The sequence below is a fragment of the Ideonella flava genome (genome assembly GCF_051857595.1).
Taxonomy (GTDB): Bacteria; Pseudomonadota; Gammaproteobacteria; order Burkholderiales; family Burkholderiaceae_C; genus Ideonella.
The window spans coordinates 382,909-402,589 of the sequence record NZ_JBPZHD010000007.1 but is presented as its reverse complement, the minus strand read 5'-3'; the positions used below and the strand labels follow the sequence as shown (position 1 = coordinate 402,589).

Sequence of the window (19,681 nt, the reverse complement as noted above, 5' to 3'; positions counted from 1 at the left end):
GGCTCCAGCATGCCGTGGACTCCCTCCAGCCTCCCTCCGAGAGGGAGGCTCCAGCATGATTGACAAACGAACCGCGTCCTTCCGCCAGCGCGGTTTCACGATCGTGGAGCTGGTCGCTGTGCTGCTGATGGCCGGCGTGCTGGCGGCCATTGCGCTGCCGAAGATGGCCGACGTGTTCAGCGTCCGCAATGAGACGGCTCACGACGAGGCGGTGGCGGCGTTGCGCTACGCGGCACAGACGGCCCAGTCGCATCGGCGGCTGGTGTGCGCGGACGTGGGCTCGAGCGGCCTGAGCCTTCGCATCGCGACCAACCGCGGCGCGAGCGCCTGCGACACCGCGCTGCCCGGCCCCGACGGCTCGTCGACCTACACCACCAACCCGGGCAATGCGACGTTCACGCTTTCGCCTGCCGGCACGATCTACTTCCAGCCCAATGGCCGCGCCACCAGCGACGGGGCCGGGGCCACGGCGAGCTCCCGCACATTGGCCATCTCCAACGCCACCGGCGTCACCATCCTCGGGGAGACCGGCCTTGTCCAATAGACGCCAACGGGGCTTCACGCTCATCGAGATGATCGTGGCCATCGTCATCCTGGGCGTCGGCCTGGCGGGCGTGATGCTGGCCTTCAACTACGCGATCAAGGGCAGCGCGGACCCGGTGATCAACCAGCAGCTGCTGGCCATCGCCGAGGAGATGATCGAGGAGGTCCAGCTCAAGCCCTATGCCGCCTCGCCCAACAGCGCATCGTCGGGCTGCGCGCGCGACACCTACAACGACGTATCGGACTACAACGGCTACGCCAGCAGCGGCCAGATCTGCACCGTCGACGGCGTCGCCGTCACCGCGCTCGCCGGCTACTCGGTCAGCGTCAGCGTCGCGACCGCCACGCTGTCAGGCGTCGCCCCGGCCAAGCGCATCACCGTCACCGCGAGCAAGGGCAGCCAGAGCCTGACGCTGGTGGGCTGGCGAACGGACTACGCGTCATGAGAACGGCACTCCGACGTTCCGGCGGATTCACCCTCGTCGAGCTGGTGATGGTCATCGTCATCGCCGGCGTGCTGGCGGCCACGCTCGCGGTCTTCCTGCGACCGGCCATAGACACGTGGCTGGCCCTGCGAACCCGAACCGACCTGGCCTACCAGGCCAACGCGGCGCTGCGCCGCATGCGCGACGAGGTGCGCATCGCCGTGCCCAACTCCATCCGCACGCCGGGCTCGCAGTGCATCGAACTGGTGCCCACGCTGGCCGGCGCGCGCCTGCGCCGCGGCCCCGACACGGTCAACGACGATGCCGTCGCGGGCATCGTCTCGATGCCACTGGACACCAGCGTGGCGACGACCCAGTTCGACGTGCTCAGCGCCTTCGCCAACAGCCCCGGCGTGGGCGACCTGGTCGTGATCGACAACCAGAACCCGGGCGACGTTTATGCGCAGAGCAACGTCTCCACCATCACCGCCCTGGCGACGCCGCCGAAGAGTGCATTCGGCGTGCAGCGCCTGACCGTGGCGGCCAAGCAGTTTCCCGCCGGCTACGACGGGCGGCGCGTCGTCGTCGTGCCCGGAAGCACGCCGTCCGTCGTCTACATCTGCGAGGGCGCGGACGGCACGCTGGATTCGTCCGGCAACGGCAAGGGCGTGCTGGCCCGCCTCACCCGCGGCCTGACCTCGGCCTACCCCACGAGCTGCCCGGCCGCCTCGGGCGGCACCGTGCTGGCCACCGGCGTCAAGTCGTGCCGCTTCGTCTACAGCCCCAGCCAGGGCGCCACGCAGCAGAGCGGCTTCGTCTCGATGCAGATCGAGCTCTCGCGCAACGCCGAGAGCGCGGCCCTGGTCCTCGGCGCCCACGTGGCGAACGTGCCGTGAATTCCAGACTCGGGTCCCAGCGCGGCTTCGGCGCCATCGCCATCGTGCTGATGCTGGTGCTGCTGGCCGCCATCGCCGCGGCGGTCGTTCGGCTGGCGAATGCGCAGCAGATCGGCAGTGCCCAGGAGCAGAACGCCGCCCGCGCCGCCCAGGCCGCGCGCGCCGGCATCGAGTGGGGCCTGTACCAGGCCTTCAAGGGCAGCTGGACGAGCTGCGCCGGCGCGAGCCAGACGCTGGACCTGTCGGCCGACCTGGGCATGCGGGCGACGGTGAGCTGCAGCTCGTCGCTCTACAACGAAGGCGAATCCGCCCCCGGCACGCCACAGACGGTGCGCGTCTACACCGTCGAGGCCGTGGCCTGCAACGGCAGCGGCAGCTGCCCGGACGCCAGCCGCGTCAGCAGCCCCACCTACGTGGAACGCCGGCTGCAGATCCAGGCCAGCGATTGAGCGCGGCCGCGGCGGCGACGATGTCTTCACCCAAGCGCCTGGCCCGGCTATTCATGTCCGCGGTGGGCATCAGTCCGATGGCCAGGATGAAAGGACGCCATCGTCACTTCACTGCCCAGGTTGGGCTTCATCCTCGGCTCCCTTCAGACTTTCGGGTAGTGGGCGAAGACGGTAGCACGACCGCTCTTGTCGATGAGAAGCACGTCGTACGGGTCGTGGCGAGCGCCCATCTCCATGCCGGGTGAACCCGGCGGCATGCTGGGGACGGCCAGGCCAATGGCGTTTGGCTTCAGTGCCAGCAAGCGCTTGACTTCATCGGCCGGCACGTGGCCTTCGACCGCATAGCCGCCGACGAGAGCCGTGTGGCAGCTGCCGAACTTGTCAGGCAGGCCCGCGCGTGCTCGTGCTGACGTCGTGTCTTCCACCAAATTCACCTTGACGGCAAAACCGGCGGCTTTCAAGTGGTCGACCCAGGCGCCACAGCATCCGCAGTAAGGGCTCTTGAAGACTTGCAGCTGTGGCAGCGCAGTGGCCGCCACCGCAGGAAGGGCCGTGAGTGCGGAGGCGCCCAGGGCCATCGACAGAATGTTGCGTCGGTTCATTGACGGCGATCTTTCCATACATGCCGGCCTCGAAGTGGCCGGGAACGGGGCAGGCGAATGGGTGCTCGCCCGCCATGCTGAATTGCCAGACGATTTCGCCCGCGCGAAGGGCGAGGGCCATCTTGGCCTCGTAGCACGGTCAAAGCGGCACCTTGTGTAGAGGTGTGGTTTGGCCCTGAGTTCCTTCCAAGGCCGCCGGTAGGGCACCTTGCGTCAAATCAAACTCACGTCGCATATCCCTTGACCTTCCGACAATGGGAAGGACGAAAGTGGTGGCATGTTGAAAGGAGTCGGTATGCAAACCTTCCGAGTTGACGACATGACCTGCGGCCACTGCGCCAGCAGCATCACGAAGGCGGTCCGGGCGGTGGACGGCGGCGCCAAGGTTGAAGTGGACCTGCAAAGGCACCTTGTGCACATTGAGCCCACCCAAGCGGACTCGCAAGCGCTGAATGACGCCATTGCCGAGGCGGGCTACAGCCCGGTCCCGGTGAATGCGCTCGCGACGCAAGGCACCACGACGAAGAAGGCCGGCGGATGCTGCGGTTGTTGCGGCTGAGCGTTGCTCCAAGGCGCTACGTGCCGAGGCGCTGACGCAACCAGCCGAAGAACGTGCCCGCGAGGAACGACCAAATGGCCATCACCACCATGGCCTGCGTGAAGTTCGGCCACGAGAAAGCAGACGTGCTCAACAGCGGACTGAAGTCCATCCCGTGGAAGAGGCTGTTCATGAAGCCAAGGAACGGCCCTGGCGCAGCGACCCAGACGAGCGTGCACAGCGAGTAGAGGACCGCCACGGTGACGGACAGGGCGACGCCGGTGCATAGCGCAACGGATGCGGGGGTGTTGTCGTGCAGGGAAAGTGAGAGCGTGCTCATGTCGGTCTCCTTCCAGTCACTTGACCGAAGCACCAATCTAGGGCTGCAGGCGTTGAATGGCTTGATGCATATCAACTGCGCGGGGCAGGAATTTGCGAGCCTATGGCAGACAAGGAGATGAAGATGCGTTTCATTCCCACGCTCATGGCTTCGGTGGTGTTTTCGACCGCTGCCCTGGCCCAGACCGCTGCGTCCGAGGCGGACCACGCGGCCCATCACCCGCCGGGTGCCTCGGCGCCGGCTGCTGCGGATAAGGCTGCTCAGAAGGCAGCCGCCAAGCCGAGTGTGAAGGCGCGCGCTCCTTCGTCGGCTCAGATGAGTTCCGCCATGAAGTCGATGCAGGAGATGCACAACAAGATGATGGCGGCCAAGACACCTGAAGAACGCCAGGCCCTGATGGCTGACCACATGAAGGCCATGCAAGGCGGCATGGGCATGATGGGACAGATGAAGGTCGAGCAAGGTGGCACGTCCCCAAGTCCCGAGATGATGGCCAAGCGCATGGACATACCCACTGAAGGCTGACCATGGACGAACACCACAATCCGCCCGCTCGCTGGCGGTCTCCGATGGGCATCTTCATGCTCGTGGCTGGAGCTGTAGGCATCTACTACCTGCTGACCGAACACCTGACCCACGTGACGCAGGCGGTCCCCTACCTCTTTCTGCTGGCCTGCCCGTTGATGCACCTGTTTGGACACCACCACGGCGGGCATGGCGCCCACGACCACCCCCCGCCGCGCGAGGACGACCAAGACGCGGCCAAGCGGTAGGCGAGACGCGTCATGCAGCGAGCGAACCCTCCCAGCGGCGCAGCAAAAGGCGCGGAACTGGCGTCGGGGCTGGGTGCCATCGTCCTGGGCGCTGGGTTGGCGCTCGTGCTGCCGGCTTGGCTGAGGAGCTTCGCCTGGCCCCTGCTCATTGGTGGCATCGTCGTGCACGGCGTTGGCATGACGCTGAAGTACAGGCTGGAGAGCAGAGGCGGCCCGCCCCAGTGGTGGGAGCGGGCATTGTTCTGGCTATGCTGGGCATGCTTGGCCGCGCTCGTCCTCTGGCTTGCGATTGCCTTCGCCAGCTCCCGGTAGCGCGCCACTTGACCTTCCAACGATGGGAGGGTCAAGAATGTCCAGCAAGAACAGGAGAGCGCGATGCCGGACAGCACCAGCCCAACGTCCCACGGCGACTCGCAACACCAGCACCATCATCCCGAAGCCGCCGGTACCCATGGGATGCCGGACGGCACGTTGATGAAGGGTGAGATGCACGAGCATCACGGCCATTCGGCGCACGCCCACCACCAACATGGCCGGCACGCTAACGCATCGGCTGCATCGAAGCCGGCGCCCAAGGGCGACCAGAGCCAGGTCGAATACACGTGCCCGATGCACCCGCAGGTGCGCCAGATGGGCCCAGGCCACTGTCCCATCTGCGGCATGGCGTTGGAGCCGGTGGTGGCCACCGTTGAACAAGGTGAGAGCCCCGAACTGCGCGACATGACGCGGCGGTTCTGGATGGGCACGGTGCTCACGGTTCCGGTCTTCGCCTTGGAGATGGGCGGTCACCTCTTCAACATCCACCACCTGGTCGCGCAGCAGACGTCCAACTGGATACAGCTGCTCCTGGCCACGCCGGTGGTGCTGTGGGCGGGATGGCCCTTCTTCACGCGAGCCGTGGCATCGGTGAAGAACCGCAGCCTGAACATGTTCTCGCTCATCGCCCTGGGGACGGGTGCAGCATGGCTCTACAGCATCGTTGCAACCTTGGCGTCTGGCCTGTTTCCACCGGCGCTGCGAGGAGAGGACGGCGCCGTGGCCGTCTACTTCGAGGCCGCTGCGGTGATCACAGTGCTGGTCTTGCTTGGCCAGGTGCTGGAGCTCCGGGCGCGCGAGAAGACCTCGGGCGCCATCAAGGCGCTTCTGGGCTTGGCACCCAAGACAGCGGTCAAGGTGAACGCGGACGGTTCCGACGAAACGGTCCAGGTCGATGCCATCCAGGTGGGCGACTTCCTTCGCGTTCGTCCCGGAGAGAAAGTGCCGGTGGACGGCGAACTGACCGAGGGCAAAGGCAATGTCGACGAGTCGATGGTCACGGGCGAACCCATCCCGGTGAACAAAGCCGTGAGGTCAAAGGTCACGGCGGGCACCCTGAACCAGACCGGCGGCTTCGTCATGCGCGCCGAGAAGGTCGGGGCCGACACGCTGCTCTCGCAGATCGTCCACATGGTCGCGGCAGCCCAACGCAGCCGCGCCCCCATCCAGCGGATGGCAGACCAGGTGGCGAGCTGGTTCGTGCCTGTGGTCATCATCGTGGCGGCGCTGACGTTCGTGGCCTGGCTGGTGTGGGGACCGAGCCCTGCGTTCAGCTATGCGCTCATCACCGCGGTGGCCGTGCTCATCATTGCCTGCCCTTGCGCCTTGGGCCTGGCGACGCCCATGTCCATCATGGTGGGGGTCGGCAAGGGTGCCCAGCACGGCGTCCTCATCCGGGATGCGCAGGCGCTGGAGAAGATGGAAAAGGTCGACACGCTCGTGGTCGACAAGACGGGGACCTTGACCGAGGGACGTCCGAAGGTGGTCCACATCGAGCCGGCACCGGGCTTCTCCGCGGACGATGTCCTGCAGAAGCTCGCCAGCGTCGAGCGTGCCAGCGAGCATCCCTTGGCGATGGCCATCGTGATGGACGCACAGGAGCGCCAGCTTCCGCTCGCCCAGGTCTCGGACTTCGACTCCCCCGTCGGCAAAGGCGTCGTCGGCACGGTGCAGGGCCAGGTCGTCGTCTCGGGAAGCGCCAGGTTCCTGGGCGAGCACTCCATCGACGGCGGCAGCCTGTCCGCGGCCGCCGAAGCGCAGCGCCAGAAGGCCGCAACCGTCATCTTCGTCGGCATCGGCGGCCAGCTGGCGGGGTTCGTGGCGATCGCCGACCCCATCAAGGCGACCACGCGGCAGGCCCTGAAAGTGCTGCAGGCAGCAGATGTGCGCGTGGTGATGCTCACGGGCGACGGCCAGACGACCGCCGAAGCCGTGGGCCGGGAACTCGGCATCGACGAGGTGGTGGCCGAGGTGTTCCCTGAAGACAAGGCCGCGGTGGTCAAGCGACTGCAGGCTGAAGGCCGGGTGGTCGCGATGGCAGGCGACGGGGTCAATGACGCCCCCGCGCTGGCTCAGGCCGACGTCGGGGTCGCGATGGGCACGGGCACCGACGTCGCCATGGAAAGTGCCGGCATCACGCTGCTGAAGGGCGACCTCATGGGCATCGTTCGCGCCCGGACGCTTTCGCGCGCGACGATGCGCAACATCCGGCAGAACCTCTTCCTCAGCTTCGCCTACAACACCGCGGGCATCCCCCTGGCGGCAGGCGTGCTGTATCCGTTCTTCGGCTTGCTGCTTTCTCCGGTGGTCGCCGCTGCGGCGATGGCCTTGTCGTCGGTCAGCGTCATCGGCAATGCGCTGCGCCTTCGCGGGGTGAAGGTGGATTGAAGGTGGGATGGGCCCCACCTGCATGGAGCGCCGGCTGCGCCCCCTGGCCTTGTCCGCTGATCGACCGTCAAGCTCGCGCCGCCAACGCCGATAAGTGACGAAAGCGGCCACGACAACGGTCCGGTCAGGACCGTGGCGCGAAGGCCGATCTCCATGTCACATTCCCAGTTCCTCGCTGAACCTCCCACCGTCGCCGAGTTGCCACCGGGCGTGGCCATCCGCCTGGCTCGCTGGCTGCTGGTGGCTTCGGGCTACTACCTCGCGGCCCGGCTGGGGTTGATGATCCCGTACGTCGGCACGCACGTGTCGCTGGTGTGGCTGCCGACCGGCGTGGCGATCGCTGCGCTGCTGCGCTGGGGTCCGGGCATGGCGCCGGCCGTCTTCACCGGCGCGGTGGTGGCCAATGCGCACCTCGGCGGCCCCCTGTGGCTGGCGCTGGCGATAGGGCTGGGCAACACGCTGGGACCCTGGGTCTCGACCCGACTGCTCGCGCGCTGGCGATTCCAGGTCCAGCTGGCCCGGCGCCGCGATGTCGCCCTGTTCCTCGCCGCCGCGATGGTCGGCATGCTCGTCAGCGCCTGCAACGGGGTCTGGTGGCTGCACGCGGCCGGCCTGCTCGGCTGGGCTCAGCTGCCGCTGGCCTGGCTCAGCTGGTGGATAGGCGACAGCGTGGGCGCGCTGCTCGGCGGCGTCCCGCTGGTGGGACTCGCCCGCACCACCCTGGCCCGCGCCTTCCTCAGCCGGCCAGGCATGGTCAACACCTTGCTGCAGGGCGCCGTGCTGGCCTGCGGCCTGGCCGCCTTCTCACCCTGGCTGGGCACCGGCTCGCCGTTGCTGTTCCCGCTCGTCTCGCTGCCCTTCTTCCTCGTCACCCTGCTCGGTTTGCGGTCGGGCGTCCTCGGCTCGTCGCTGGCCGTGCTGATGTTGTCGGTGGCCGCGGCCTACGGCACCTCCCGCGGCCTGGGCCCGTTCTCGGGCCATGACCAGAACACCGGCACGCTGGCGCTGTGGAGCTACATCACCGCGCAGGCCTGCACCAGCCTGCTCGTTTGCACCATGGCGGCCGAGCTGCAGACCAGCCGGCGCCGGCTCGCCGCCGTCGTGCGCCACGCCCAGGACGGCATCGTGATGATCGGGCCGGACGACCGCCTCGTCGCGGTGAACCCGGCGGCCAAGGCGATGCTGGGCCTGCCCGAGGCGAGCGTCACCGGCCAGAGCCTGGACGCCCTGCCCCATGGCAACGGCCCGATGCTGGGCCGCTGGCTGCAGGAGCATCCCGGCACCGCATCGACCGACCTGCAGCTGGCGCAGCCCGACGGCGGGCAGCTGCCGGTGGAATGCCAATCGGCCCGCTATCTGGACGCCGGCGGCGACCGTCAGACCCACCTCGTGCTGCGCGACCTCAGTGCCCGCAAGCAGGCCGAGGCGCAGCTGGTCGAGAGCGAGCAGCGCCTGCGCCTGATCACCGACCACATCCCGGCCCTGGTGTCCTACGTCGACAAGGACCAGCGCCTGCTGTTCGCCAACCAGGCCTACGAGACCTGGATGGGCCTGGACCGCCGGGACATCATCGGCCGCACGACGAGGGAGGTGTTCGGCGAGCGCGACGTCGCCGAGCGCCTGCCCTACTTCCGGCGGGCGGTGGACTCGGGCGAGATCGTGAGCTTCGAGATGGCGGTGGAGAACGCGCAAAACCACCTGGTGCTGCGCAGCACCTACCTGCCCGACCGCGGCCCCGACGGCCAGGTGCGCGGCATCTACTCGGTGTCGATAGACATCACCGACATGAAGATGGTGGAGAACCGCCTGACCCGGCTCGCCAGCTTCGACCACCTCACCGGCCTGCCCAACCGGCACCACTTCGAGCAGAGCCTGGACGCGGCCCTGGCCCGGGCGCGCCGCTCCACCCGGGCGCTGGCCCTGATGATCATCGACGTGGACCACTTCAAGGACATCAACGACTCCATGGGCCACGCCGCCGGCGACGAGGCCTTGCGCACCTTCGGCCAGCGGCTGAAGGCCTGCGTCCGCAGCTCGGACTTCGTGGCCCGGCTGGCCGGCGACGAGTTCGTGGTGGTGCTGGAGCAGCTGGTCCACGGCGACGAGGCGCAGGCGGTGGCTCGCAAGATCATCGCCTCGATGCAAGAGCCGGCGCTGTGGGACGGACACATCGTGCCCTTGAGCGCCAGCATCGGCATCGCGCTGGCCGAAGGCTCGGCCGAGCCCGGCGCCGCAGCGCTGATGGCCAGCGCCGACGAGGCGCTCTACGCCGCCAAGCGCGGCGGGCGCAACACCTACCGGCTGGCCGCTTCTCCGGCCTGACTTCCGTCAAGCGGGCCGCCCGGATCCCGGGCTAGGCTCGCCGGGATGAGCATCCGCCATCTCGACAAGCTGCTGTCCCCCACCTCGGTGGCCGTGATCGGCGCGTCCGACCGACCCGGCAGCGTGGGCGCCACTGTCTGGCGCAACCTGCGCGCCGGCGCCTTCCGCGGGCCGGTGTGGCCGGTCAACCTCGGCCACGCGCGGCTGGACGGGCAGGAGGTCTTCGCCCGCGTGGCCGACCTGCCGCAGGCGCCCGACCTGGCCGTCGTCTGCACCCCGCCGGACACGGTGCCCGGGCTCGTCGACGAGCTCGGCCGCCGCGGCACGCGAGCCGCCATCATCATGACCGCGGGCCTCGGCGCCGAACGCAAGCAAGCCTGCCTGGAGGCGGCGCGGCCGCATGTCCTGCGACTGCTCGGCCCCAATTGCCTGGGCCTGCTCTCGCCGCACCTGGGCCTGAACGCCAGCTTCGCCCACACCGACGCGCTGGCGGGCGACGTGGCCTTCGTGTCGCAATCCGGCGCGCTGGTGACCGCGGTGCTGGACTGGGCCAAGTCGCGCCGCATCGGCTTCTCGCACATGGTCTCGCTGGGCGAGCGCTGCGACGTCGATTTCGGCGACCTGCTGGACCACCTCGCCAGCGACGCGAACACGCGGTCCATCCTGCTGTACATCGAGTCCATCGAGGCGCCGCGCAAGTTCATGTCGGCCGCTCGTGCGGCGGCGCGCAACAAGCCGGTCATCGTGGTCAAGGCAGGTCGCGCGGGCGGGGGCGTGGCCGCCGCCGCCTCGCACACCGGCGCCATGGCCGGCTCGGACGTGGTGTTCGATGCCGCCATTCGCCGTGCCGGCATGCTTCGCGTCGACACGCTGGAGGAGCTCTTCATCGCGGCCGAGACGCTGGCGCGCCTGCGCGGCACCGACGGCCTGCTCGACCGCGGCCTGACCCTGATGACCAACGGCGGCGGCGCCGGCGTGATGGCGGCCGATGCCGCGGCCCTGAGCGGCCTGCCCCTGCGCTCGCTGGGCCCCGCGCTGCGCGAGAGGCTCGACGAGGTGCTGCCGGCCACCTGGTCGCATGCCAATCCGATCGACATCATCGGTGACGCACCGGTCAAGCGTTATGTGGACACGCTGCAGGCCCTGCTCGCCGACCCCGACACCGGTGCCATCCTCTTCGCCCATGCGCCCACGGCCATCGTCCGCAGCGACGACATCGCCCGCGCCTGCGCGCCCATCGTGCGCGAGGCCGCCGGCCGCGTGATGGCCTGCTGGCTGGGCGACAGCGCCGTGGCCGAGGCCCGCCGCCTCTTCGAGGACGCCGGCGTGGCCGACTACCAGACGCCCGAGCAGGCCGTGAAGGCTTTCGGCATGCTCGCCACCTACCAGCGCAACCAGGCCCTGCTGCTTCAGGCGCCGACCGCGAGCGAGAACGGCCCGCCCGATCGCGGCGTGGTGCGCGCGGTGTTCGAAGGCGTGCGCGCCGCCGGCCGCAGCATGCTGAACGAAGCCGAGGCCAAGGCCGTGCTGGCCGCCTACGGCATCCCCACCGTGCGCACGCTGGAGGTGGCGCCGACGGCGGAGGCCGCCGCGCTGGCGGCGCGGGCGCTGGGCTACCCGGTGGCGCTGAAGATCGTCTCGCCGCAGATCAGCCACAAGTCGGATGTCGGCGGCGTGGCCCTGGACCTGCGCGACGAGAGCGCCCTGCGCCAGGCCGCCGACCGCATGCGGGCCCGCGTGCGCGAGCAGCGGCCCGAGGCCGGGCTGACCGGCTTCAGCGTCCAGCCCATGGCCGCCCGGCCGCACGCGGTGGAGCTCATCGTCGGAGCCTCGGTGGACCCGGTCTTCGGCCCGGTGCTGCTGTTCGGCCACGGAGGCACCGCCGTCGAGGTGCTGGCCGACCGCGCCATCGGCCTGCCGCCGCTGAACCGCGTGCTGGCCCGCGAGCTCGTCTCGCGGACCCGCGTGTCCCGCCTGCTGGCCGGCTACCGCGACCATGCGCCGGCGAAGCTCGACGCCATCGCCGACGTGCTGATCGCCCTGTCGCAGCTGCTGGCCGACTGGCCGGAGCTGGCCGAGCTCGACATCAATCCCCTGTGGGCCGATGCCGAAGGCGTGCTGGCCCTCGATGCGCGCGTGCTGCTGTCGGCGCCCGGGGCTGGCGGCGCCGGCGCCTCGCACTTCGCCATCGCGCCCTACCCGGCCGAGCTGGTGCAGCGCGTGGACTGGCAGGGCCGCGAAATCACCCTGCGCCCCATCCGCCCCGAGGACGGGCCGCAGCACCGCGAGTTCGTCGAGCAGCTGACGCCCGAGGACCTGCGGCTGCGCTTCTTCAGCAGCCGGCGCGAACTGCCGCGCAGCGAACTGGCCCGCCTGACGCAGATCGACTACGAGCGCGAGATGGCCTTCATCGCCGAGCTCGAAGAGGACGACGGCCGCCGCCGCACGCTCGGCGTGGCGCGCGCGGTGTGCGACCCCGACAACGTCGACGCCGAGTTCGCGGTGATCGTGCGCTCCGATCTCAAGGGCCGGGGCCTGGGGCGGCTGCTGATGGACGCGCTGATCCGCCACCTGACGGCACGCGGCACGCAGCGGATGGTCGGCTTCGTGATGCGCGAGAACTCGGCGATGCGGGAGCTGTCCCGTTCGCTCGGCTTCACCGCCGACGGACCGGCCGCCGAGGCCGACGTCCTGCGCTACGTCAGGCCGCTGGCCGCGACGGCCGGAACCGCGCTGGCTTGAGCCGCGTCAAGGTCCGTGCGGTGCCGCTGCCTAGGATGGAATGACCACTTCACCCGAGGACGAACGGCATGGACACCCCCACCCTGGACAAGCAAGGCCTGGCCCAGAGCCTGCGTCGCATGATCGACGAGGCGGACGGCTTGCTCAAGAGCGCCGCCCGCAGCGGCGACGAAGCCTTCGACTCGATGCGCGACCAGTTCACCGACCAGGTCCAGCAGATGCGCAGCCAGCTCGACCAGCTCGAGGAGACCGCCGTCTACCGCGCCCGCCGCGCCGCCCGCGCCGCGGACCACAGCGTGCATGAACACCCCTACGGCGCGATGGGCGTGGCCGCGGCCGTCGGCCTGCTGGTCGGCGTGCTGATCGGGCGTCGCTGACGCGACCCGCCATGGACGCGACTGCCGGCCTGCGCGGCGCGGCGCAGCAGGTGCTGGCCGACGTGATCGAGATCGGCCGCACCCGGCTGGAGCTGGCCACGGTCGAGCTGGAGGAAGAGCGGCTGCGCCTGGCCCGGCTGTGGGTCGGCGCCATGGTGACGCTGTTCCTGCTCTTCGCCGGCGTGATCCTGGCGGCGGCCTGGCTAGTGATGTGGTGCCCGCCGGAGCAGCGGCTGCTCGCGCTGGGCCTGCTGGCGCTGGGATTCCTGGCGGCCGCGGGGGCTTCGGCCTGGCGCTGGCAACGCATGGCCAGCACGAGGCCGCCGCTGCTGCAGGCCACGCTCGCCGAGTTGCGGCGCGATGAACAAGGATTGAGCCGTGGAGCCACTGCTTGAGCGCTGCCGCCCAACGCGCCCGAGTGCTGGCGGCGCGCCGCCATGCGCTGGTCGCCCGCTCTGCCCAGCAGCGACGCAGCTTGCACAACGATGCCGCCAGGCTGCGCCTGGCCCTGTCACCGGCGGCCTGGCTGGCCCGGGGTGCCGCGGGCGTGCGGCGCCATCCCGCGTGGCTGCTGGCGGGCATCGCAGGCCTTTTCGCCCTGAGACGTTTGGGCACACGTCGGTGGTTGGGTCATGCGTTGACGGCCTGGCAGTTGTGGCAGACCATGCAGCGCTGGTGGCCCGCCGATCGCGCGGGCGCCGGGAGCCGCGCGCCATGAGCTGCCGCCTTGTGCCCGGCCGCCACCCCGACACGAAGTCCTTTTCCCCATCGACCAGGAGAAGTTGCCATGGCCGTTCAAGCCGAGCACGAGTCGCCCTTGCCGTTCCCGCCGAACTGGTTCACCGCCGTGTCCGAGAACTGGTGGGCCCTGCAGTCCGCCCAGTGGCAGGCCGCCTCCGCCTGGCAGCAGGCCTGGGCCTCGATGCAGCAGGAGTGGTGGGATGAGTGGACCGCCCGCTGGGCCGGCGGGGCGCCCATCGATTGAGCCGGCCCCCTACGTCGCCTTCGGCGCCGGTCCCCCCGAGGGGGAGCAGTCTCCTAGGGGCGGCCCGTCGGAGACCGGGCCTGCCCTGTTCAGCGTCGAAGGATTGCAGAAGGTCTACGGCAGCGGCGAGGTGCAGGTGGTCGCCTTGCGCGATGTCGACCTCGACATCGCCCGCGGCGAGTTCATCGTGCTGCTGGGGCCCTCGGGCAGCGGCAAGTCGACGCTGCTGAACATCCTCGGCGGGCTGGACACGCCGAGTGCCGGCCGCGTGGTGTTCGATGGCGGTCCCGCCGGCTCGGCGGCAGTCGACCTGAGCACGGCGGGCGACGCGGCGCTCACTGCCTACCGCCGGCGCCACGTCGGCTTCGTCTTCCAGTTCTACAACCTGATCCCCAGCCTCACCGTGCGCGAGAACATCGCGCTGGTGACCGACATCGTCGAGGCGCCCATGCCGGTCGACGAGGCCATCGCCCGCGTGGGCCTCACGCCGCGGGGGGATCACTTCCCGGCCCAGCTCTCCGGCGGCGAGCAGCAGCGCGTCGCCATCGCGCGCGCCATCGTCAAGCGCCCGCAGGTGCTGCTGTGCGACGAGCCGACCGGCGCGCTCGACTACCAGACCGGCAAGCTGGTGCTGGAGACCATCGCCGACATCAACCGCACGCTCGGCACCACCGCGGTGGTGATCACCCACAACGCCGCCATCGCGGCCATGGCCGATCGGGTGGTCTACCTCGGTGACGGGCGCATCCAGCGCGTGGTCGCCAACGAGCACAAGCTCAGTCCTGCCGAGCTGGCCTGGTGAGCACGACATGAAGGCCCTGGACCGCAAGCTGCTGCGCGACCTGCGCCTGATGTGGAGCCAGGCCATCACGATCGCCCTGGTCGTGGCCACCGGCATAGGCGGCTTCATCGCGAGCCTGTCGGCCGTCGACTCGCTGGAACGGGCACGCGACGACTTCTATGCCGACGGGCGCTTCGCCGACGTCTTCGCGGCCGTCAAGCGCGCGCCCAACGCGGTGGCGGAGAACCTTCGCGCAGTCCCGGGCGTCGCGGACGTGCAGACCACGCTGGAGGAGTACGTCCGCGTCACGCTGGCCGGCGTGCCCGACCCGATCATCGGCCAGTTGATCGGGCTGGATCCGCGCGCCGCGCCGCGCATGAACCGCCTGAGCGTCAGCAGCGGCAAGCCGCTGGAGGCGAGCGGGCTTCGCGCCGACGGCGAGCTCGAGGCGCTGGTCTCCGAAGCCTTCGCGCAGGCCCGTGGCCTGAAGGCCGGCTCGCGCGTCACCGCCCTCGTCAACGGCCGGCAGCGCACGCTGCGCATCGTCGGCACGGCCCTGTCGCCGGAGTTCATCTTCGCGGGGCTCTGGGGCATGCCGGACATGCGCAACTTCGGCATCTTCTGGGTCGACCACGAGGCGCTCGCGGCCGCCTACGACATGCGCGGCGCCTTCAACCACGTCGCGGTCAAGCTCGCGCCCGCAGCCGCCCAGGCGCCGGCAGTGGATGGCCTGGCCCGGGTGCTGGGGCCCTACGGAGGGCGCGAGGCGCATGGCCGCGAAGAGCAGATCTCGAACTCGATGCTGAACGACGAGATCAGGAGCCAGCGCACGATAGGCATCACGCTGCCGGCCATCTTCCTCGGCGTGGCCGCCTTCTTGCTGAACGTGGTGGTGTCGCGCCTGGTCTCGACCCAGCGCGAGCAGATCGCGGCCTTGAAGGCGCTGGGCTATCCCAACCTTGCCATTGGCGTGCACTACCTGAAGTTCGTGCTGCTGGTCGTGGTCGCCGGGCTGGCGCTGGGGGTTCTCCTGGGCGACCGCCTCGGCAGCTTCTACACCGGGCTGTACGCCGAGTTCTACCGTTTCCCCCGCTTCGAGCACCAGGTGGCGCCCTGGTTGCTGCTGACGAGCGCGGCGATCACCGTGGCGACTGCCGTGCTGGGCACGCTCAACGCCGTCCTGGCCACGGTCAGGCTCGCCCCCGCCGAGGCGATGCGCCCGCCCGCGCCCGGCCACTACCACCGCACCCTGCTGGAGACGCTGGGCATCCAGCGCATGGGTCCGGCGCTGCGGATGATCGTCCGCACGCTGGAGCGCCGGCCCCTGCGCTCCGGCCTGTCGGTGGCCGGCATCTCGGCGGCGGTGGCCATCGTGATCCTGGGCGGCTTCTTCCGCGACGCGATCGACGCCATCCTCGACACCCAGTTCAACCTCTCGCTGCGCGGCGACGTGACGGTGTGGGCCGACGAAGCGGTCGATGCCGGCGCCCGGCTGGAACTGGCGCGGCTGCCCGGGGTGCGCGGGGTGGAGGCGACGCGCTTCGTCCCGGTGCGCTTCCAGAACGGCCCCCGCCAGGAGCGGGTGACGGTCCGCGGCTACGCGCCGCGCGCCGAGCTGTACCGCGTGATCGATGCCGACCAGCACCAGGTGCTGCTCGACGGCCGCGGCCTGGTGATGACCGACCGCCTCGCCACCAAGCTGGGCCTGGAGGTGGGCGAGCCGGTGCAGGTGGAGGTGCTCGAAGGCAAGGTGCGCCGTTTCAGCCTGCGGCTGGGCGGCACGGTGCAGGAGACCATGGGCCTGAATGCCTACCTCGACCGGCCGACGCTCAACCGGCTGCTGGGCGACGGCGATCTCGGCGGCGGCTACGTGCTCTCGATCGAGCCTGGCCGCGAGGCCGAGCTGCTGGAGGCCACCCGGGCGATGCCCCGCGTGGCGGGCGCCTTCAGCAAGGCCTCGATGCGCCGCAACATGGAGGAGATCAGCGCCCGCAACGTGCGCATCAGCAGCATCATCATGACGACCTTCGCCGTCGTCATCGCGGTCGGGGTGGTCTACAACAACGCCCGCATCGCGCTGGCCGAGCGCGGCTGGGAGCTGGCCAGCCTGCGCGTGCTGGGCTTCACCCGCGCCGAGGTCTCGGCCCTGCTGCTGGGCGAGCTGGCGATCCTCATCGCGCTGGCGCTGCCGCTGGGCATCGCGCTCGGCATCGCGCTCACCCATGGCCTGACGCTGCTGCTGCAGTCGGACCAGTTCGCCTTCCCGGCGGTGGTCAGCGCCTCCAACGCCGCCTGGGCGGCCCTCACCGTCATCGGGGCCGGTGTCGCCAGCGCACTGGTGGTGCGACGGCGCATCGACCGGCTCGACCTGGTGGCGGCCCTGAAGACACGGGATTGAAGATGCAACGCAAGACCTGGATCCTGCTCGGCGCGGGGGCCGCCGGTGCCATCGCCCTGTTCGCCTGGGCCTTCGCGCCGCGGCCGCTGAACGTCGAGACCGCGACCGTCTCGCAGGGGCACTTCGAGACCAGCATCGAGGAGGACGGCAAGACACGGCTGCGCGACCGCTACGTCGTCTCGGCACCGCTGGCCGGGCGGCTTTCGCGGCCTTCCTTGCGTGAGGGCGATGAGGTGCAGGCCGATGCCGTCGTTGCGCAGCTGAACCCCGTGCTGGCCCCGATGCAGGACGACCGCACGCTGCGCGAACAGCAGGCACGCGTCGAGATGGCCCTGGCGCAGGTCCGCAGCGCCGCGGCGCATGCCGAGGCCGCGCGCCTGGCCTGGGAGCAATCGCGCAACGACCTCACCCGCAACGAGCGCCTCGCGCTCGAGGGCTTCGTCTCGCCGACCAAGCTGGACAACGACCGGCTGGGCACCCTGGCGGCGCAGAAGGAGCTCGACGCGGCACAGGCCCAGCGGCGCGTTGCGGAGCACGAGGTGGAGCAGGCCCGCGCGGCGCTGAGCGCCGTGCGCAGCCCGGGCGGCGCCGGGGCACGGGTGTTCGAGGTCCGCTCGCCGGTCGCCGGCCGGGTGCTGCGCGTGACCCAGGGCAGCGAGGCCACGGTTGGCATAGGCGCGCCGCTGCTGGAACTGGGCGACACACGGCGGCTGGAGGTGGTCGCCGAGCTGCTGACGACCGATGCGCTGCAGGCCCTGCCCGGCAACCGCGTGGCCATCGAGCGATGGGGCGGCGCGGGTGTGCTCGAGGGCCGCGTGCGGCTGGTCGAGCCGGCGGCCTTCACCAAGGTGTCGGCCCTCGGCGTGGAGGAACAGCGCGTGGAGGTGCTGATCGATCTCACCAGCCCGCCCGAGCACTGGCAGGCCCTCGGCGACGGCTACCGCGTCGGTGTGCGCATCATCACCGCGGCGGTCGACCAGGCGGTCAAGGTGCCCTTGGGCGCGGTGTTCCCCCGGCCGGATGGCCAGGGCGGCGGCATGGCGGTGTTCGCCCTTCGCGGCGGCCGCGCGGCACTGGTACCGGTGACACTGGCGGCACGCAATGGCAGCGAAGCCTGGGTGCAGCAGGGGCTGAAGCCGGGCGACGAGGTGATCGTCTACCCGAGCGCCGCCGTCCGCGACGGAACTCGCGTGCGCCGCCGCACGGTCTGACGGCCGCCACGCGGCATCGACAGGAGCAAGACGACATGCAGGCGATGGTCCTGAACCGCCCCGGCCAGCCGCTCGAATGGACCGAGCGGCCGGACCCCGAGCCCGGCCCCGGCGAGCTGCGGCTGCGCGTGGAGGCCTGCGCCGTCTGCCGGACCGACCTGCACGTGGTCGACGGCGAGCTGCCGCTGCCGAAGCTGCCGCTGGTGCCGGGCCACGAGATCGTGGGCATCGTCGATCGCGTCGGCGAAGGCGTGGCCCAGGCGTGGCTCGGCCAGCGCGCGGGCGTGGCGTGGCTGGGCCACACCTGCGGCCACTGCCCCTACTGCCGCGGGGGCCAGGAGAACCTGTGCGACACGCCGGTCTTCACCGGCCACGGCCGCGACGGCGGCTTCGCCACCCACGTGCTGGCCGAAGCCGCCTTCTGCCTCCCGCTGCTGCTGCCGCTGGAGCCGGTCCGGATGGCGCCGCTGCTGTGTGCCGGCCTGATCGGCTGGCGCGCCCGGCGCCTGGCCGGCGAGGACATCCGCACGCTGGGCCTGTACGGCTTCGGCGCGGCCGCGCACCTGATCGCCCAGGTGGCCACGCACGAGGGGCTGCGCGTGTTCGCCTTCACGCGCCGGGGCGACGTGACGGCACAGGCCTTCGCGCGCGAGCTCGGCTGCGTGTGGGCGGGCGACAGCGACTCGCCGGCTCCGCAAGCGCTGGATGCCGCGATCATCTTCGCGCCGGTGGGCGCGCTGGTGCCGCTGGCCCTGCAGGCCGTGCGCAAGGGCGGCCGCGTGGTCTGCGGGGGCATCCACATGAGCGACATCCCGGCCTTCGCCTACCGCCTGCTGTGGGAGGAGCGGCAGCTGATGTCGGTGGCCAACCTCACGCGCGCCGATGCCGCGGAGTTCCTGGCGGTCGCGGCGCGCGTGCCGCTGCGCATCGAGACCACCTCCTATCCGCTGCGCGAGGCCAACCGGGCGCTGGCGGACCTGCGCGAAGGCCGGCTCGTCGGGGCGGCGGTGCTGGTGCCCTGAGCCGCTCGTTTCCCCCCTTGCGGCGCATCAACACAAAGCGGAGGGTTGGCCGAACAATCGGTTCATATTCACCTCGCCGCCTTGGAACCCCGATGTCTGCCGCCACCAGCCCCTCCCTGGAAGCCGTCCGCCAGCGCCTGGACGAGCGTGCCCGTCAACTCGAACAGCTCATCGCCGCCGAGCAGGTGCGCGAAGAGAGCGGCCATGACGTCACCGACCTCAAGGACGGCGCCGACGAAGAGGTGCAGGCCGAGATCGAGAGCGCCGACATGGGCCGCCACCTGGCCGAGTTGCGCCAGATCGAGCTGGCCCGCGCCCGCCTGCTCGCCGGGCGCTACGGCGAATGCACCGACTGCTCCGAACCGATAGCCCCGGCCCGACTCGCCGCCCAGCCGGCGGCCAGCCGCTGCACGGCCTGCCAGGCGCTGAGAGAGAAACGTTAGCCCCCACGGCCCCTCCCGGGGCCTGCCCCCCGAGGGGGCTCGCGCAGCGGAAGGAATGTTGGCCCCCACGCCCCCTCCCGGGGGCTGCCCCCCATGGGGGCTCGCGCAGCGGACCGGCAAAGCCGGATCCG

General features: G+C 70.4%; 21 protein-coding genes. 19 read left to right on the top strand and 2 right to left on the bottom strand.

The window, feature by feature from the left end; translation table 11 throughout:
• Window positions 1-55: 55 nt before the first annotated feature.
• The 4 genes from ACS5PM_RS17700 to ACS5PM_RS17685 are packed head-to-tail and all read left to right on the top strand — an operon-like array spanning window position 56 to window position 2,313.
• The gene (locus ACS5PM_RS17700) at window positions 56-544 is read left to right on the top strand and encodes a prepilin-type N-terminal cleavage/methylation domain-containing protein (protein ID WP_439388978.1); all 489 of its coding nucleotides are present in this window, start codon (window positions 56-58) and stop codon (window positions 542-544) included.
• Window positions 534-989: a prepilin-type N-terminal cleavage/methylation domain-containing protein gene (locus ACS5PM_RS17695; protein WP_439388977.1), complete on the top strand. Its 456-nt coding sequence runs from the start codon at window positions 534-536 to the stop codon at window positions 987-989. The genes ACS5PM_RS17700 and ACS5PM_RS17695 overlap by 11 nt, the downstream gene beginning before the upstream one ends.
• Complete coding sequence (locus tag ACS5PM_RS17690) at window positions 986-1,864, top strand: prepilin-type N-terminal cleavage/methylation domain-containing protein (protein WP_439388976.1); 879 nt, start codon at window positions 986-988, stop codon at window positions 1,862-1,864. Before ACS5PM_RS17695 ends, ACS5PM_RS17690 begins: the two co-directional genes overlap by 4 nt.
• The gene (locus ACS5PM_RS17685) at window positions 1,861-2,313 is read left to right on the top strand and encodes an MSHA biogenesis protein MshP (RefSeq protein ID WP_439388975.1); all 453 of its coding nucleotides are present in this window, start codon (window positions 1,861-1,863) and stop codon (window positions 2,311-2,313) included. The genes ACS5PM_RS17690 and ACS5PM_RS17685 overlap by 4 nt, the downstream gene beginning before the upstream one ends.
• Window positions 2,314-2,456: 143 nt before the next feature.
• Here ACS5PM_RS17685 and ACS5PM_RS17680 read toward each other — a convergent pair whose 3' ends face one another.
• Complete coding sequence (locus ACS5PM_RS17680) at window positions 2,457-2,915, bottom strand: DUF411 domain-containing protein (protein ID WP_439388974.1); 459 nt, start codon at window positions 2,913-2,915, stop codon at window positions 2,457-2,459.
• 295 nt (window positions 2,916-3,210) lie between these two features.
• Here ACS5PM_RS17680 and ACS5PM_RS17675 point away from each other — a divergent pair, with 295 nt between their 5' ends.
• Window positions 3,211-3,474, top strand: coding sequence for a heavy-metal-associated domain-containing protein (locus ACS5PM_RS17675; RefSeq protein ID WP_439388973.1), 264 nt, complete (start codon window positions 3,211-3,213; stop codon window positions 3,472-3,474).
• 16 nt (window positions 3,475-3,490) lie between these two features.
• Here the strand turns inward: ACS5PM_RS17675 and ACS5PM_RS17670 are convergent, their stop codons facing one another.
• Window positions 3,491-3,793 (bottom strand): DUF5676 family membrane protein, encoded by a 303-nt coding sequence (locus ACS5PM_RS17670; protein WP_439388972.1) that lies wholly within the window; start codon window positions 3,791-3,793, stop codon window positions 3,491-3,493.
• A gap of 102 nt (window positions 3,794-3,895) precedes the next feature.
• Here ACS5PM_RS17670 and ACS5PM_RS17665 point away from each other — a divergent pair, with 102 nt between their 5' ends.
• The 14 genes from ACS5PM_RS17665 to ACS5PM_RS17600 all read left to right on the top strand — a co-directional run bounded on the left by ACS5PM_RS17665 (window position 3,896) and on the right by ACS5PM_RS17600 (window position 19,550).
• Window positions 3,896-4,318 (top strand): hypothetical protein, encoded by a 423-nt coding sequence (locus ACS5PM_RS17665; protein ID WP_439388971.1) that lies wholly within the window; start codon window positions 3,896-3,898, stop codon window positions 4,316-4,318.
• 2 nt (window positions 4,319-4,320) lie between these two features.
• Window positions 4,321-4,566: a DUF2933 domain-containing protein gene (locus ACS5PM_RS17660; protein WP_439388970.1), complete on the top strand. Its 246-nt coding sequence runs from the start codon at window positions 4,321-4,323 to the stop codon at window positions 4,564-4,566.
• 456 nt (window positions 4,567-5,022) lie between these two features.
• Window positions 5,023-7,269 carry a copper-transporting P-type ATPase gene (locus ACS5PM_RS17655; RefSeq protein ID WP_439389024.1) on the top strand — a complete coding sequence of 749 codons (2,247 nt, stop codon included), beginning with the start codon at window positions 5,023-5,025 and terminating at the stop codon, window positions 7,267-7,269.
• A gap of 153 nt (window positions 7,270-7,422) precedes the next feature.
• Entirely contained in the window at window positions 7,423-9,591 is a 2,169-nt protein-coding gene (locus ACS5PM_RS17650) for a diguanylate cyclase domain-containing protein (RefSeq protein ID WP_439388968.1), read from the top strand.
• Between the two features lie 45 nt (window positions 9,592-9,636).
• Window positions 9,637-12,333, top strand: a complete 2,697-nt coding sequence (locus tag ACS5PM_RS17645; RefSeq protein ID WP_439388967.1) for a bifunctional acetate--CoA ligase family protein/GNAT family N-acetyltransferase — start codon at window positions 9,637-9,639, stop codon at window positions 12,331-12,333.
• A 68-nt stretch (window positions 12,334-12,401) separates the two neighbouring features.
• The gene (locus tag ACS5PM_RS17640; protein WP_439388966.1) at window positions 12,402-12,710 is read left to right on the top strand and encodes an ElaB/YgaM/YqjD family protein; all 309 of its coding nucleotides are present in this window, start codon (window positions 12,402-12,404) and stop codon (window positions 12,708-12,710) included.
• An 11-nt stretch (window positions 12,711-12,721) separates the two neighbouring features.
• Window positions 12,722-13,105 (top strand): phage holin family protein, encoded by a 384-nt coding sequence (locus ACS5PM_RS17635; RefSeq protein WP_439388965.1) that lies wholly within the window; start codon window positions 12,722-12,724, stop codon window positions 13,103-13,105.
• Window positions 13,102-13,428 carry a YqjK family protein gene (locus ACS5PM_RS17630; RefSeq protein ID WP_439388964.1) on the top strand — a complete coding sequence of 109 codons (327 nt, stop codon included), beginning with the start codon at window positions 13,102-13,104 and terminating at the stop codon, window positions 13,426-13,428. The genes ACS5PM_RS17635 and ACS5PM_RS17630 overlap by 4 nt, the downstream gene beginning before the upstream one ends.
• Before the next feature lie 69 nt (window positions 13,429-13,497).
• Complete coding sequence (locus tag ACS5PM_RS17625) at window positions 13,498-13,695, top strand: hypothetical protein (RefSeq protein ID WP_439388963.1); 198 nt, start codon at window positions 13,498-13,500, stop codon at window positions 13,693-13,695.
• A gap of 103 nt (window positions 13,696-13,798) precedes the next feature.
• Entirely contained in the window at window positions 13,799-14,497 is a 699-nt protein-coding gene (locus ACS5PM_RS17620; RefSeq protein WP_439388962.1) for an ABC transporter ATP-binding protein, read from the top strand.
• A gap of 7 nt (window positions 14,498-14,504) precedes the next feature.
• Window positions 14,505-16,874, top strand: coding sequence for an ABC transporter permease (locus ACS5PM_RS17615; protein ID WP_439388961.1), 2,370 nt, complete (start codon window positions 14,505-14,507; stop codon window positions 16,872-16,874).
• Window positions 16,875-16,876: 2 nt separating this feature from the next.
• Window positions 16,877-18,085 (top strand): efflux RND transporter periplasmic adaptor subunit, encoded by a 1,209-nt coding sequence (locus ACS5PM_RS17610; RefSeq protein WP_439388960.1) that lies wholly within the window; start codon window positions 16,877-16,879, stop codon window positions 18,083-18,085.
• Between the two features lie 35 nt (window positions 18,086-18,120).
• Window positions 18,121-19,107 (top strand): zinc-dependent alcohol dehydrogenase family protein, encoded by a 987-nt coding sequence (locus ACS5PM_RS17605; RefSeq protein WP_439388959.1) that lies wholly within the window; start codon window positions 18,121-18,123, stop codon window positions 19,105-19,107.
• A 92-nt stretch (window positions 19,108-19,199) separates the two neighbouring features.
• A complete protein-coding gene (locus ACS5PM_RS17600) occupies window positions 19,200-19,550 on the top strand; it encodes a TraR/DksA family transcriptional regulator (protein WP_439388958.1) in 351 nt (116 codons plus the stop codon).
• Window positions 19,551-19,681: the final 131 nt, after the last annotated feature.

What these genes read in the sequence shown, in the direction of transcription:
- ACS5PM_RS17700 (WP_439388978.1), top strand. Translation starts at nt 56, where the DNA reads ATGATTGACAAACGAACCGCGTCCTTCCGCCAGCGCGGTTTCACGATC.
- ACS5PM_RS17690 (WP_439388976.1), top strand. Translation starts at nt 986, where the DNA reads ATGAGAACGGCACTCCGACGTTCCGGCGGATTCACCCTCGTCGAGCTG.
- ACS5PM_RS17680 (WP_439388974.1), bottom strand. Translation starts at nt 2,915, where the DNA reads ATGAACCGACGCAACATTCTGTCGATGGCCCTGGGCGCCTCCGCACTC.
- ACS5PM_RS17675 (WP_439388973.1), top strand. Translation starts at nt 3,211, where the DNA reads ATGCAAACCTTCCGAGTTGACGACATGACCTGCGGCCACTGCGCCAGC.
- ACS5PM_RS17670 (WP_439388972.1), bottom strand. Translation starts at nt 3,793, where the DNA reads ATGAGCACGCTCTCACTTTCCCTGCACGACAACACCCCCGCATCCGTT.
- ACS5PM_RS17665 (WP_439388971.1), top strand. Translation starts at nt 3,896, where the DNA reads ATGGCAGACAAGGAGATGAAGATGCGTTTCATTCCCACGCTCATGGCT.
- ACS5PM_RS17660 (WP_439388970.1), top strand. Translation starts at nt 4,321, where the DNA reads ATGGACGAACACCACAATCCGCCCGCTCGCTGGCGGTCTCCGATGGGC.
- ACS5PM_RS17655 (WP_439389024.1), top strand. Translation starts at nt 5,023, where the DNA reads ATGCCGGACGGCACGTTGATGAAGGGTGAGATGCACGAGCATCACGGC.
- ACS5PM_RS17650 (WP_439388968.1), top strand. Translation starts at nt 7,423, where the DNA reads ATGTCACATTCCCAGTTCCTCGCTGAACCTCCCACCGTCGCCGAGTTG.
- ACS5PM_RS17645 (WP_439388967.1), top strand. Translation starts at nt 9,637, where the DNA reads ATGAGCATCCGCCATCTCGACAAGCTGCTGTCCCCCACCTCGGTGGCC.
- ACS5PM_RS17640 (WP_439388966.1), top strand. Translation starts at nt 12,402, where the DNA reads ATGGACACCCCCACCCTGGACAAGCAAGGCCTGGCCCAGAGCCTGCGT.
- ACS5PM_RS17635 (WP_439388965.1), top strand. Translation starts at nt 12,722, where the DNA reads ATGGACGCGACTGCCGGCCTGCGCGGCGCGGCGCAGCAGGTGCTGGCC.
- ACS5PM_RS17625 (WP_439388963.1), top strand. Translation starts at nt 13,498, where the DNA reads ATGGCCGTTCAAGCCGAGCACGAGTCGCCCTTGCCGTTCCCGCCGAAC.
- ACS5PM_RS17615 (WP_439388961.1), top strand. Translation starts at nt 14,505, where the DNA reads ATGAAGGCCCTGGACCGCAAGCTGCTGCGCGACCTGCGCCTGATGTGG.
- ACS5PM_RS17610 (WP_439388960.1), top strand. Translation starts at nt 16,877, where the DNA reads ATGCAACGCAAGACCTGGATCCTGCTCGGCGCGGGGGCCGCCGGTGCC.
- ACS5PM_RS17605 (WP_439388959.1), top strand. Translation starts at nt 18,121, where the DNA reads ATGCAGGCGATGGTCCTGAACCGCCCCGGCCAGCCGCTCGAATGGACC.
- ACS5PM_RS17600 (WP_439388958.1), top strand. Translation starts at nt 19,200, where the DNA reads ATGTCTGCCGCCACCAGCCCCTCCCTGGAAGCCGTCCGCCAGCGCCTG.